Raw genomic sequence first — 14,216 nt, 5'->3', positions numbered from 1 at the left:
GGCGGAAGCTCTTACAGGGAAGGCGGAAGCTGCTACAGAGTGCGCGAAACACGGAAACGTCAACCCTGGAGCAATATTTTTTGATGTATTAGGGACTTCCAACAAATAAATTATCCAATCTTGCAGGGATTAACCAAGATTTTGCACAAACCGATCTCTTGCTCATTGCCAATCGGGTCATAGGTCTTGTTGTTGGTTTGCCGTTATCCGAGAAGCAATAATCTCTCTGCGAGTATCCCGATCAGATAGATTGCCCACTGATAGCAAATGCTTAGGCACTCCGCCCATTCGTTCCAAAACAGATTGTCGAGGTTGATGAGTCTGTAAATAATTTCGCAGTAGTTTTTTGAGCAACTCGCTACTAGTTGTTCTTTCCTGACTTAGAATTTCAACTGAATATTGTTCTGCCTCTTCATCTAGGGTAATGTTTACCATAAAGCGTTTTTGCTCCATTTTTAAGGCTTCACTTCTCCAATTTTAATTTTATCTGAAGTTGGCTATGACAGCAAATCTTGTCATAGCTCTAAAAACGTTGGGTTTTATTCCTCAAACCAACCTATGCCAGCCAGTTTTAGTTTGAAAAATTCCGAAATTGACTAATTGCGGAGTGGAGAAAGCAATAACAGCGATTTTACTAATAACGCGAGGGTAAATAAATATAAATCATTTTCGGGGTTTGTTGATTCTATTTTGAATAATCACAGCCCAAAATTCTGATTTTTATGTGTTGGGCTAAAAATTCCAGAATTTGTTTGGTATTTGCAGTCAAAAGATTACGACAGTAAGCATCTGCGGCTTTTTTACTTAACTTCCTACTTTTCAAACATCTTAATTATACGTTTTATGCTTAGAAAGGAGATTATTATCAAATCTAAATTTGTTATTAGAGCATCAATCATTTCTTTGATTGGAGCTTCATTAGTTGCCTGTGGTGCTTCTCTAAGAGAATATAGAAAGTTTGCCAACGCTGGACAAGAATATGCAGCTGCACTAGATACTTTATTAGTTACATCAGGAAACTATGCTGTTGATGCAAGTTCGGAAAAATTGCTGCATAACCGCTTAGAAGATACAGACAAAGATCGTGAACTGGAGAATCAGCAAAATTATATCGATATTACTAAACAAGATAAGCAATGGCTTATGTTGATTGGACGAATGCGCCAACATACCGATTTACTCAAACGCTACTTTATTGCTTTAGAAAATCTCGCAACCTCGGATGCTCCAATAGAAGCGCAACAAGTTACTGAGGATATTTTCACTCAATTAAATAATGTCAGTACTAATATTCAAGGTAATCCTCTTGTCTCTCACAGAACTGGCTCTGCTTTATCTGAAATTCCTAAAATGATATTGAGTAATAAAATTAAAGGTGCATTGAGAAAAGAATTAGAACTGAGGAAAGAAACGATTTATCGAGAGCTTGCTATTCAGGAATTAGTGCTTGAGCTTCTTACTACTCAACTACAAAATAATTTATCAACCATTCAAGAAAATCAGGCAGATCGTTTACTATTAAAACCTTATACATCTGCCAATTCAATTAGCGATCCTGACGCATGGATAGAACACCGGCGGAATATTTTGACGATGACACTTTCGATAGAAGCTTTAAATAATGCTAGTAAATCAGCCAAAGACTTCAAAGAAGCTTTTCAGCTACTCCTAGAAGATAAATTTACTATTGCACGTGCTAATGAGCTTTTGTTTGATATCAACTCTCTACTAAATGTAGCCGAAGAAATCAAAAATAACTAATCAACTAAAGGGAAATTAATTTTATGTCAGAGATAGCATCTAACGTCGATAATAAGAAACAATTAGCATTTCTTGAAAAGATCAGTCATCTAGAGAATAATTTATATCAAGCTGGTATTGAAAGTAAATTTACTAATCCAGAACAGAAAAAAGAATTTAAAAGGTATTGTCAAAAATGGACGAAGTTTGTCAACGCAGTCAGGAACAATATTGCTGCTGTTCTGGTTAATAAATTGGAGCAAAATGAGAAAGGTTTTGAAGATGGTATTGAAGCAATAAATCAAGAAATTCAGAAAATAAATGATACTGTAGGCTTTTTAGAGATTTTGGGTCGGACGATTGATATTATTGAGAATATTGTTAGTTTGGTAGTTTGACAAGGCATGAAGTTTTTCGATATCTTAAGTCTTTTAACCAAATTAAATAACGCTGTTTCAAATGCTATTTTACGCGGCGGTATAGCTGCAATCGGCATAGGACTTACGCACTCAAAACCTGAAACCTCGATCCCCCCTAGCCCCCCTTAAAAAGGCTACGGTGTACACACAAGTTATCGAATCACAACCAGTCTGCCGAATTACCCCACCCTAACCCTCCCCTTGTAAAGGGGAGGGAACTAGATTTCTTTTTCCCCCCAATACATCGGGGGGATTAAGGGGGGTAATTCGACTTGTGTATACACCGTAGCCTTAAAAAGGGGGGGATTTGAAAAGCCCCCTTTTTAAGGGGGTTGGGGGATCTCTTATGCGTAAGTCCTAAGATAATTGGTATGTTTAATTCTTAGCTTATCTATTCCCATGATTGAAATTCATCAATGGCACTACGAATTAAGGAAGTTATTTGAGCGCGCCGGGTTTCAAAGTTGGCGGCGATGTAAATCAGTAAAATGCCAACTAGCAAGCCAACAATCCATTTTAAAAAAGAGTACTGCAAGCTGAAAATTACTGATTGATAAATTGTAGTAATTAAAAAAGTGGCTGTACCAATGTAGAGAAAAGCCCGCACTCGCAAAGCTAATCCGGCAAAAATGGCGATGAGACTGAAGATTCCCGGTATCCAAGCGGTGTGTTGATGAAATAAAATTGCCCACCCACAAATTAAACCACTACCTAACACTCTCAGAATATGGCGAGATATTTTGTAATCTGGTAGCTTCAGTTGGGTATCGACTTGAGCAATATAAAGTAGTGACAATCCAATTGGGGTTACATACCATAAAATATCAGTCAGGCGTAAGGAATCAAACCAACGATAAAGCGCCCAATCAATCAACGCGACACTAACATAAGTGAAACGGATGTTTTCGCCCACTTTTGCTAAAAAGATGTAGAATCCAGCTGCGAGTACTAAGGTAATGGGGTAAGTTTGCAGTCTAGTTTCCCATAAAATTATCAGTGGTATGATGTATGCAGCTTGTTGCCAAGGTCTTTTAGACCAACCCCAACTCTCCCAAGGTAGGATGTACAGAAAGTAGGCTACCACACAAGCGATCGCACCGTTCCAAGGAACTAATGGCCCAGCCCAAAATCTCCCTACTGCTGTCTCCCGCCAATAAATCCTCATGCCGGCTACCTCTAATAAGCCAAGGTAAACCCACATCTCGGCGATTGTAATTCTTCCCAAGATGCTGGGGGAAGTACGCAAATTTCTTCCCTGAAAGATAGCATAGCGAATCAAAAATACTCCCGTTCCCAATCCCACTAACCGATTAACTCCAATGGGAAGCGGAATTGCAGCCATTAATAAACAGCTACTCCAAACCCAATGAATATGGGCAATTCCTTTTAGTTCTTGGGGAGTTAGGCGTAAGTAGCTGACAAGATAAGGCGACAGAATACAGTATGCATACATGATACTCGCACCAAGGGCAGACATGGCAATTAATCCATCACCTAATGCTCCTCCTGAAGCTTGTGACATTTGATAGAACAAAAGTTCATAAGCAGAAATTGATATGCCAATAATTCCTAAGTACAGCAAGGGTTTGAAATTCTCGCGCCGTCGCCCCACGCCAATAATAATTAAAGCTACACCCAAGGAATACAAACCTGTCCACTCGGTAAAGGTATTGAAACGCAGCAATACACTGAATGCGCCATAAATTAAGGGCAAAATATGAAGGCTGCTAGGAAATCTTTCTAATTGATGTCGTCGCCGCCACCACTCGCCGACAAGTTGAGTAATTAAACCTAAAGCGATGTTTGCGATTGCTATTCTAACAGTTGAGCGTTCCCCCAACCCTAACACCTGGGTAATCAACAATTCCAAACACCAGCCAATCCCATAAAATGCCCAATTTGTCGGTTCTTGCCAACTGCGATAAATAATGGCTGCCAGGGCGATCGCAGTGACAATTAAGAACAAAAATCCCGAAGTAGTAAACCCTTGGTAAATCAGCACTGAATGCAGCGTCAAACCCAACAACTCAAGAACACACAAGGCGATCGCCCATTTATCGCTAGCGGCTGCATAGATAACTGCTAATTCGTTGGCGCGTCGGTTCAAAACTGTCCGCGTTAACCATAGACTTAGAGTTGCGATCGCTCCGACAACAAACCAACCTGCTACCGCTAAACGAGGTAAACCAGGCACACCCGCCCACAACAGCGCCCCAATGAAACTTAAAACAAATCCTTCTGTAATTACCGCAGATATTTGGTTTCGCAAATAGCGCGTATTTACAAACATCAATCCGACACCCACAGCCAAACCGATTAATCTGATTCCTGGTAGCTGTAAAGTCACTAGCTGGGCAATTATCACAGCTAAGACACTCAAATAACGGCTAGTAATCCGCCGCTCTCTAATTGTGGCATTGGCAACACCTGTGAGAGCTAAAGGCGTAACTAGCCATAAGACTCCCCAATCAGATCGGCTATCAGCGATGCCATACCAAGATGATTCTGCATTCATCCACAAAAGGAAAAAACTAGCTGCGGCTAATCCTAAACCGATGTCCCATGCACTACGTCGCCATAATCCTTCTTCTAAACTAAATCGCCATTCTGCAACCATCACAGCCAATAAAATACTTGCCCAGGCTTGTTGATTCAGGGTTGGGAATAACCAATTAATGGTAAAACAAAATGTCAGTATTCCCATGATATGAGTTAGGTATACCAGGGGAAGGGATGAGGGCGAGCGGCGTTGAGTGACGAATGCGAGAGTGGCGGTAGAAAATAGCAGATTTAGCGATCGCAATGTGGGATTTACGATAGCGATCGTTGTTAAAAAAGTTCCAAATAATAGGGTAAGTAGTTCGCCAAATAGAGCTAATTCTCGCTTTTGGCGGCGATAGAAACTATCTGTAAGCGCCACCATCAAAATTACGTAGGGAAATAAAGCTATACCCAGCAACGCCCAAGGTTCATTTTGAGAATTAGTAAGTTGGGTACTAGTTGCGATCGCTAATTTCTGTAAGTTATCAGGTACTAATCGCCAACCTAGCCAAATCGTCTCTAAACCGATGACGAAAACCATTGCAAAGTCTAACTTTAAACTGTACCGCCCCAAACGACTCCCTAAAAACCACAAACCCAAACCACTTATAGCGATCGCTTGCCAAGGATAATTTAGTACCGATACCAGCCAACCGAGGAAGAGTAAAACGCCACCAAGTTTTTCCCAGAGTAAGAGAGATGAGGAGGATGAGGGGAATATTAATGTTACTTCCTCTACTTCCCCTACTTCCCCTGCTCCCCCTGCTCCCCCTGCCTCCCCCGCCCCCTGCTGTGCTAACCAAGTCATCAACCAGCCGCAAATACCAATGGCTAACCCCAAGAGTGTGACATCTACCTCAGTAACAAAAATCGCCCGTACCAATAGGATTATTAAAGAATAAATAATTACAGCAGCAGATAAACTAATACTTAACTTATAGCGTAGGCGTAACCCGTCGTAGACATCGCCTCGATGTTCTTGCTGTTGGAAAAGATTGTGATAGACAGTAATGATAGTTGTGCCGATGGTTGCCAGATAAACAGCTATTAAGGGAAATCCTCTTAATTGCCAACCCCAATGCAGATAACTCAGCCCCAGAATATTTACCAGAGGTAATTTGCCGGTATGTAAATTGGTAAAAATAGTCCGATTTCTGGAGAGTAAAACAGTTATAGCAGTCAGGGTAGGACAGGCGATCGCAATTACAATCCAATCCACAGGATTTTGCCACAATCGAAAGCTATCCATTGCCCAAAAATTCACTGGCACTAATAAAAGGGTGACAATCAGTAATGTCTGAGCCGTTAATCTGAGGTTATTTTGCCTAGTTGCCCAAAAGCTTAATCCCCAGAAACTCAAAGTATAAGCAAATAAAACCCCATACTGCCCAGAAGCAGGAAACCTCGCCCACTGACTAGCAGCCAGTACCCCAGAAGATACCACTACCAGGAAAACCCCTAAAAAAAGTAGCCAACGGACACTCAGTTCTGCTCCCAAGGACTGTAACATTGTGGCGATAAAGTTGGGTTTAGCTGGTTTACTGCTACTAGATTGTAAAGCTGCTATGGGCAACTCCGGCACGCGATCGGAAGTTGCAAATACTACCTTTGTTTTCGCTTCAGTCTGGGGTTGCAACACCACCGCACACACCAGAAACTCTCGACATAACTGCCTAACTTGGGTATCAGATATCAAACCTAAACGCAGCCATATATCTAATCCTTCTAATAACTGAGGATGGGAAGATGGCAGTCTGATTTCAATTTTTAGCGGGCGATCGAGGGGCGATGACATAAGCGGCAAGAATACCAGTATATACTTAAATTATTTGTTTAATTAAAGTATATTTTGGCTCTAACTGTGTCACTTATAAGGCTAATTGATATTAATTTTTAATCTCCCAGCAATATTCAAATACCAACTATCTGCTTTTAGTTCGCACCATCCCCCCTTGGAAAAGGCTACCGTGTATACACAAGTCGAATTACCCCCCTTAATCCCCCCTTGTAAAGGGGGGAAACCGGAAAATCTAGTTCCCTCCCCTTTGCAAGGGGAGGGTTAGGGTGGGGTAAAACCCTGGTTAATCAGCTATTTCAGACTTATGTGTACACCGTAGCTTTACAAGGGGGGTTGGGGGGTAACGTCAAAGTTAATGTGTTATGTGAGACTTTTCAAACATCCTCTTAGTTTTTCGTCATGAGTGCGTAAGTCCTAGTTTAATTAGGTTTTGTTATTTTCCAGAGAAAGGGGCTTACCTGTTGTAACTTGGAATTATAAACTTTTTCAATTCCAGCTTTTAAGAAATCAGACGGCTCGAACAAGAACAAAAATATGTCACTAAAACCATTAGTAATCTCTGGTAACTGATTATTTGCGACAATTTGAAATTGCACTTTTGGATCGATTAAGTTACTAAGTACTTGTAGTGGTGGAATAATATTATCCTCATCACTAATTAAAAGCGGTTTATTACCTTGATTAATAATGTTAGCCATTTGAGGATATGCTTGGTATTTTTCAGGAACTTGGTTCCACCAAATCTGCGGTTGAGTGTGAACTATGCAAGATACAACTTCGCCCATAATTACTATCAGCGCTACAATTGACCAAAGCTTTTTTTGCCAAGCTTTAGTAGAAATAGACGTAATCTTAGTGGTAAATAAGTAAGCAACAGCTAACTGTATCCCTAAAACGGAAGGAAGTGTGTATCGACTAGTAGCGTACCGCTTTAAAAAGACAAAATCTGTCACCAGTAGAGGAAGCCCTACAGCTCCAATCAAGGTTAAGACGAATAACCAAACTTCCTTAGAGGTTCTTCGACACACAAAATAAATTGAGTAGCTGATTAAAGCTAAAAGAATTAAAATCACAGGAATTAAGACAAACTTAAGCTTTCCCGGATCGTTAGGAGTAATATTTAAATCAATAAACGCACGACTAAAGATACCAACCCACCTTGTAACTGACATAAATACTGTTTGTTTAGTATTTGTCCAAGCTACTGATTCTGGCTGAGGATTGGTAATAATAATCCAAATCCAAGGCACAAAAGTTATAAATGCTGCAAGCGATGATAGCAGATAATAAATTGATGTTTTAGTCAATCGGAAGCGTTCGATTGCAACTACATAAATTCCCTGTGATAAAGCAACCAAGGTAAAAAATAGATGAGTATAAAAGCCTATTGATAATGTTGCTGCATAAATTAACCAACTAACATTTGTTTTAAGGCGCATAGCTCGCAGCAGTGCTATGCTCGATATTAAAATAGTTACTATCCATAAACTGTACGACCGTACTTCTTGTGCGTACACGACATGAATAGGTGAAACGGCTACCAACCCGATGGCTATCCACCCTACTAATGAAGACTCAAATAATTCTTGACATAGCAAATAAATACAAGGAAACGTCAGCAGACTAATAAATGCTGAAAAACTTCTGATCGCTGCTACAGAATCACCAAAGCACTCTACCCAAAACCGGGTCATCAAGATGTATAGTGGCAAAATCTGCGAGTCTTCTAGAATAACCCCTTTAATTGTATCAATTGCATTTTTATCAGGATTAGGATGCTGGTATTTATGTAAATCTTCTATGCCGAGCAAACGACCATTACTTAATTGCTCCCTCATTTCTAACTGCGTATAGCCAGATATGCGTAATGATGAAAAAACTTCATCACCCCAATAAAGTTTTTTGTCAATATTGACGAAGCGAAAAAATACACCTATTACTAACAAGATGATGATAAAAAAACGTAACCAATATTTAGAAATAGTCGATTTCTGTGATAATTGCGTTTTTCTCTGTGATAATCTCATGTATTTTTCAATCTCCTCAAAGCCTTAATTAACGTTGGTAAAAAGGCAAATTTTAATTTGTTATTAACCTGTTGCAAATGGAAAAAGCAAATTAGTATTTCTAAATAGGGGAGTGGACTAAAATTAGGATTTATCTACTTTACAAATTAAATACAAGGTATTTTTTCCTGATTAATCTAGTATTGAATCGTCTATGAAGGTTCTAGTTAAAAGTTTTCTATCTCCAAAGAATAATTAAATATTTTGCAGCTTCTTGCAACCTTATACTTGTAGTAAATACAACTGTTTCTTTGTCATACTCTACAGTATAAATTCATCAAAGAATAAAATACTTATGTTAAAAATGAAAAGATTTCATAAAGTTTATATAAAATTACTATAAATGCTGATACAAGTAGTAAAAAGCACAAAAAGCCTAAGTAAGTCGCCATAGGTTCCAAAAAAAGGCATTCGCAGCGAAGACTCAATGCTTGCTCTGTAACAAATCCACCATTGTTGCAGCAGTCTAAAATACGGTGATTTAATACTACGGCAAATCGATCGATTTATAGTATGATGTTTTAAACTGCGATCGCTTCCTTTGGTATGTGCCATTAAGTGCAACCCATATATCTGACGAGTGCGATCGCCGCCCTATCAAGCAAACTATGGAGAATTCACATGAGCAACAAACACATTGAGGTCAAGCAAGTAGCCGGTTTCATCGGTGCTGAAATCAGTGGCATAGACCTGTCGCGTCCTTTGCACGATGATGCAGTCAAAGAAATTCGTCAAACACTATTGAAGTGGAAAGTCGTGTTCTTTCGCGGTCAAAACATCGATCATGCCGCACAGATTGCGTTCACGGCTCGTTTCGGCGAAGTTACCTACGCGCATCCCCACGAAGATGAGCCGATTGAAGGCTTCTCAGAAATCTTGCCCATTGACCGCAGCCGTTACGAGCGGCGTAATGGTCTGCGCCGTTCCAGCTACGAGAGCCGTTGGCACACCGATGTCACAGCAGTTGTCAACCCACCTGCGGCATCGATTTTGCGTGCAGTTAATGTCCCTAGCTTCGGTGGTGACACACAATGGACAAATTTAGTCGCAGCCTATGAAGGTCTGTCAGCACCCCTACGGGCGTTGGCAGACACATTAAAAGCCGAACATCGTTTCAATGCGCGTTTGAATTTCCCCAGTAACAGCAAGATTGCCCAGCGCATCGCAGCCAATCCCCTGGTTTCAATCCACCCAGTAGTAAGGGTTCATCCTGAGACTGGTGAACGTGCATTATACGTCAATCCTGGCTTCACCTCGCACATCCTTGACGTATCACGACAAGAAAGTGACCTGCTGCTTGAGTTGTTCTTCAACCAGATCGCCAAACCTGCATACACTACCCGCTTCCGTTGGAACAACGGTGACATCGCTTTCTGGGACAACCGTGCCACCTCCCATTTAGCCCCTCAAGACTTGGATCATCTAGAAGTTGAGCGCGTCCTCTATCGCACCACCATCACAGGCGATGTTCCAGTTGGGCCAGATGGTTTCCGATCGCAAGTGGTTGAAGGTGAAGCGTTCAATAGCGAACTACCAACTGTATTGAAGAACAAAGCTGAGAAACTGGAAGCAGTACCAGCGCTTTCATAAGCCCTATTGGGCATTGGAGGAGACAAGGGAGAAAAGGGAGACAAGGAGATAAACAAAACTCCTAACTCTTGTACAGACAAAGATTTTTCGCGTCTCTACTTTAACTCCTAACTTCCTAACTCAGCACGGGCTAAACGCCCCGCTACTGCTAACAGCACTCCCAAAGGGCATTGGTGACTCTCCTCCATGCCCAAAAAAAAACTCCATCCCGTAAGTGGCGTGGAGTTTTTTATTTTTGAATTTTGAATTGTTAATCTATTCCCTAGCAATAACTATATCGTTGGATTTAATAACAGCATAAGCCTCTTTCCCTTCAGATAAATCCAACTCTTCTACCGATACTCTGGTGATAATTGAAGTTAACTCAACTTTGTGAACAATCTCTAGCGTTACTTCACTATTAACGGCTCCAGTAACAACTCGCTTAACAACACCTTTGAGAATATTGCGAGAGCTAACTTTGAGTGGTTTCTTTTCAAGACTAATTTCTATCTCAGGCATTTGAGTGTAGATATCTTTTTCATCTGTGTTCATGGATGATGGTAAGTTTGATGGTAAAGAGTGTTGATTAAGACCACGTACCAGTTCTCGGAGAATTTCGGTCTTAGTCCGCTGAGACTGACCACAAAACTCTTCCAAAATCTTTCGCTCCTCTTCTGAGGTTTGGAATGTCACCCACCCTTGTTCTTTTCTAGGCATAATTTTACCGATTTAGTTGGTCAAATGTTGGTATCTTTGGTACTATTTTACCTAGCATCAATTTTATGTAAGAAACCTTTCAAACGCCTTTTCTATGAAAAGAAGACAAATTTTTGGCTTCGTGGGTATAGCGATCGCTGGCTTGCTGCTAGCAATTGGTTTACCATTGGTTAATCCTTCTCCTGTAATAGCACAGTCGAACACCAACATACTCGTGTCCGCAGCTGCCAGCTTAAAAGAGGCACTGGAAGAAATTAAGCCTTTGTACCAACAAAGTAAATCAAATATCAATATTAGTTATAATTTTGGGGCTTCTGGTGCTTTGCAGCAACAGATTGAGCAAGGTGCGCCAGCCGATATCTTTATTTCTGCTGGCAAAAAGCAAGTGGATGCCTTGGAACAAAAAGGACTATTGCTACCAGGTAGCCGTACTAACCTGGCAAATAACCGTCTAGTCTTGATTGTGGCTCAGGATGTTGTTGGCATCAATAGCTTCTACAATTTAACAGATAGTAAGATTAAAAAAATTGCGATCGGTGAACCCAGAAGCGTACCCGCCGGTCAATATGGCGAGCAAGTCTTGAAGAAATTGAAACTTTACGATCGCGTCAAATCAAAATTAGTTTTTGCTAACAATGTGCGTCAAGTTTTAGCAGCCGTAGAAAGTGGTAACGCTGAAGCAGGTTTAGTTTATGCCACTGATGCCAGAATTTCCAACAAGGTAAAAGTCGTAGTCGCTGCTGATGATAAATTTCACTCACCGATTGTCTATCCAGTAGCAATAATTAAAAGCAGTAAAAATACTTCTGCTGCCAAAGAATTTGTCCAATTTCTATCTGGCAGTGAAGTCAAAACTGTACTCAAAAAATATGGGTTTATTGTGCCTTAAAACAAGGGGCTTAAGCCCCTTGTTAATTGAGATTTAAGAAGCTGTGGACTGTAATTTTTCTAGTCTTGCCAGCACTTCTGAACTGTGAACAGTTGGGTTGACTTTAACAAAAGTCTCGCGCAAGACACCTTGAGGATCGATGATAAAACTGTGACGCATAGATAAAAAGCCGAGCCACGAACCGTAAGCTTTACTCACTGAACCATCAGTGTCAGCCAACAAGGGGAATTTTAGCCCTTCTGAATCACAAAATTTAGCGTGAGAATCAATGTCATCAGCACTAACGCCAATAATTTGGGTATTTTTTTCGAGGTATTGGGGTAAGTCTTGCTGAAAACGACGAGCCTCTATAGTACAACCAGAGGTGAAGTCTTTAGGATAAAAGTACAGAACTATCCATTTACCACGCAAGTCAGAGAGTGAAATTTTGCCATCACCTGTGTTGGTTGGCAAACTAAACTCTGGGGCGGCTTGATTAATTGCCGGAAGTTTACCACCAAGAGCATTAGCAGCAGAGGTAAAATTCAGCCAGCTGATGACAGAAATACAGCTGGCAAATAATATGCTTAAAAAAGTGCGGCGAGAAATCATGGTGTAAACCAGAATCACAACTTTACACAAGTTTACAATTCTTAGTTGCCACAAATCTCATTCTAAGTGAGATTCGGCAGGGGTATCCGTGCTTTCGATATATTGACTATCTAGGAGAAAAGCCCCCCTAGTAAAGCGAATACCCCAATATCCACCAGGTCTGCGGTCAATGACTATACCTTCTTCACCAATGTGAATTACATTGGGTGGGCGTAGCATGGGCATAGGTTCAGCAGTTTTAACGTAGGCTGGTAGCGCTACAACACGGACTTTACTACCAATTGCGAATTCCTTGGACATCTTAATCAAGCTAGGAGTTTTGATTAACTCATAACTCAAAACTATCTTGAAAGTCTACTAAATTGAACTCAGAACTCAGAACTCAGAACTCAGCACTCAAAATAGGGAAAGGGAAAGGGGATGAAGTTTTTCCCCTTTCCGCATCTTCTGCAAGAAGTCTATATAATTTTTGTCTATTAATTTTTGACTATAGAAAACAATACCTGGACATCAGCCAAGGGTAAGTGCCAGAGTAATTCTGGTTGCCAAGTATCTGGGTCAAAGTGAGAGTGACAACCGCGTTGGTATGCTTGCCAAAGTCTGCCCCAGGTAAATTCTTGTCGAGAATTTAGGTTTTTATGAATGAGTCGCAACAGTCCTAACCCTAACATCAAGTTAGTTATGCTAAATTTGGTTCCTAATAAAAATGCCTGTATTTCTGCTTCGCCAATGAAATCTGTGCCATAGCCTGTGAGGACGTGAACCCCGTCATGGAGTTGTTTACGGCGGCTACCTGTAGTAAAGGGTTTTAAATTATGTTCATTAAGGAAGTCTGCCCAAGTTTTGCCAAAAGTGCCAGTCGGGAGGAAACGCAATTTCTCTATTTCCACAATTTGGGGAACATCTCGCCCCTGCGCTTGGGCGATGCGATCGAGTACATCTAAAACTTGTTGCAGACGAGGACTGGGATTTGGGGAAGCCGCAAAGGGTTGCATCATAATCTGTATCTATTTTGGGATTGAGATGGGCGAGTACTGCCCACCCCAGAATTATTATTTTTTGATAGATGATTATTGAGGATTACCTTGTTGACCACGCGAAGGAGCATTTTGACGGAATTGCTCCAATTTTTGGCGCTGTTCGGGGGTTAAGACCGCTTGAATCTGTTGTTTTTCAGACTCGCGGATTTGTCGCATTTGGGTTTTTTGTGCTTCACTCAGATTTAAGTCACCAAAATCACCTTTTTTGCGACCATGATGCTCACCTGGTTGGCGTTGACCTTCACCTGTTTGCCCCTGTGCCTTACGTGCTTGCCACTCAGCCCGACGCGCTTGTTTTGCCGCCTCTAATTTTGCTTTTTGTTCTGGGGTCAAAACTGCTTCAAATTTGGTGCGGCTATCGCGGCGAATTGTCTCAATTTGGGCGTTTTGGGTATCTGTTAGTCCCAGGTCTTTCCAAGGGCCTCTTTCTTTATGTGGAGTTTGTGCAAGTAAGACGGTTGAAGGAGAGGCTGTTTGAGCGTGAACAGCAAAGGAGGTTGCAGTTAAAGTTAAGGCGATCGCTCCAGCAACTAGCGATAATGCTTTGAGTTTCATGGTCTGGTGGGTTTTTCCTGGTTGGATGCCACCATCATAAGAACTTATCTTTAGCAGTTACATGAGGAGAAAGTCATGGTTATACCCATGACTAAAGTCATGATTGAATTTTGACAAACATGATTGACAATAAATAGTTAGAAGTTAGGAGTTATAAATTATGAAAATTTTGATTATGATGAATTTATAAGTCATTCTTTAGCTGATTAACTAACGGTTTTGTTCCTTTAATTTACTTTTTATTTCTTACTCAGCGAAAAATTTAAGCTGTCAAAACCTTTGTTTAAA

Annotated in this window: 12 protein-coding genes; 4 read left to right on the top strand and 8 right to left on the bottom strand. The window is 40.8% G+C overall.

Translation table 11 applies throughout. The features are described from left to right. Positions 1-177 precede the first annotated feature (177 nt). Positions 178-453 carry a hypothetical protein gene (locus HWQ37_RS26910; protein ID WP_292753339.1) on the bottom strand — a complete coding sequence of 92 codons (276 nt, stop codon included), beginning with the start codon at positions 451-453 and terminating at the stop codon, positions 178-180. A 390-nt stretch (positions 454-843) separates the two neighbouring features. On the opposite strand from HWQ37_RS26910, the gene HWQ37_RS26905 reads away from it, so the two are divergent. Together HWQ37_RS26905 and HWQ37_RS26900 are read left to right on the top strand one after the other, a co-directional pair. Continuing rightward, the gene (locus HWQ37_RS26905; RefSeq protein ID WP_292753336.1) at positions 844-1,761 is read left to right on the top strand and encodes a hypothetical protein; all 918 of its coding nucleotides are present in this window, start codon (positions 844-846) and stop codon (positions 1,759-1,761) included. 23 nt (positions 1,762-1,784) lie between these two features. Continuing rightward, a complete protein-coding gene (locus HWQ37_RS26900; RefSeq protein ID WP_292753333.1) occupies positions 1,785-2,138 on the top strand; it encodes a hypothetical protein in 354 nt (117 codons plus the stop codon). A 412-nt stretch (positions 2,139-2,550) separates the two neighbouring features. On the opposite strand, the gene HWQ37_RS26895 is transcribed toward HWQ37_RS26900, so the two are convergent. Beyond that, positions 2,551-6,495: a DUF2157 domain-containing protein gene (locus HWQ37_RS26895; protein WP_292753331.1), complete on the bottom strand. Its 3,945-nt coding sequence runs from the start codon at positions 6,493-6,495 to the stop codon at positions 2,551-2,553. A gap of 422 nt (positions 6,496-6,917) precedes the next feature. Next, entirely contained in the window at positions 6,918-8,525 is a 1,608-nt protein-coding gene (locus tag HWQ37_RS26890) for a glycosyltransferase family 39 protein (RefSeq protein ID WP_292753328.1), read from the bottom strand. A gap of 597 nt (positions 8,526-9,122) precedes the next feature. On the opposite strand from HWQ37_RS26890, the gene HWQ37_RS26885 reads away from it, so the two are divergent. Then, positions 9,123-10,154, top strand: a complete 1,032-nt coding sequence (locus tag HWQ37_RS26885; RefSeq protein WP_292753326.1) for a TauD/TfdA dioxygenase family protein — start codon at positions 9,123-9,125, stop codon at positions 10,152-10,154. A 255-nt stretch (positions 10,155-10,409) separates the two neighbouring features. Here the strand turns inward: HWQ37_RS26885 and HWQ37_RS26880 are convergent, their stop codons facing one another. Further along, complete coding sequence (locus tag HWQ37_RS26880) at positions 10,410-10,853, bottom strand: TOBE domain-containing protein (protein ID WP_292753324.1); 444 nt, start codon at positions 10,851-10,853, stop codon at positions 10,410-10,412. Between the two features lie 94 nt (positions 10,854-10,947). Between HWQ37_RS26880 and modA the strand changes: the two genes are divergently transcribed. After that, entirely contained in the window at positions 10,948-11,742 is a 795-nt protein-coding gene (gene modA / locus HWQ37_RS26875) for a molybdate ABC transporter substrate-binding protein (protein WP_292753321.1), read from the top strand. Positions 11,743-11,775: 33 nt separating this feature from the next. Here the strand turns inward: modA and HWQ37_RS26870 are convergent, their stop codons facing one another. The 4 genes from HWQ37_RS26870 to HWQ37_RS26855 form a co-directional block, all read right to left on the bottom strand. Beyond that, positions 11,776-12,333 carry a peroxiredoxin gene (locus HWQ37_RS26870; protein WP_292753318.1) on the bottom strand — a complete coding sequence of 186 codons (558 nt, stop codon included), beginning with the start codon at positions 12,331-12,333 and terminating at the stop codon, positions 11,776-11,778. A gap of 57 nt (positions 12,334-12,390) precedes the next feature. After that, the gene (gene sipA / locus HWQ37_RS26865; protein ID WP_292753315.1) at positions 12,391-12,633 is read right to left on the bottom strand and encodes a regulatory protein SipA; all 243 of its coding nucleotides are present in this window, start codon (positions 12,631-12,633) and stop codon (positions 12,391-12,393) included. A 176-nt stretch (positions 12,634-12,809) separates the two neighbouring features. After that, positions 12,810-13,331, bottom strand: a complete 522-nt coding sequence (locus tag HWQ37_RS26860) for a Coq4 family protein (protein WP_292753312.1) — start codon at positions 13,329-13,331, stop codon at positions 12,810-12,812. Between the two features lie 72 nt (positions 13,332-13,403). Beyond that, entirely contained in the window at positions 13,404-13,928 is a 525-nt protein-coding gene (locus tag HWQ37_RS26855) for a Spy/CpxP family protein refolding chaperone (RefSeq protein ID WP_292753309.1), read from the bottom strand. Positions 13,929-14,216 lie beyond the last annotated feature (288 nt).

This window comes from Nostoc sp. NMS4, from assembly GCF_017115095.1.
GTDB lineage: Bacteria > Cyanobacteriota > Cyanobacteriia > Cyanobacteriales > Nostocaceae > Nostoc.
Note: the sequence above shows the minus strand (reverse complement) of the source record. Positions and strands in the feature narration are given on the sequence as shown.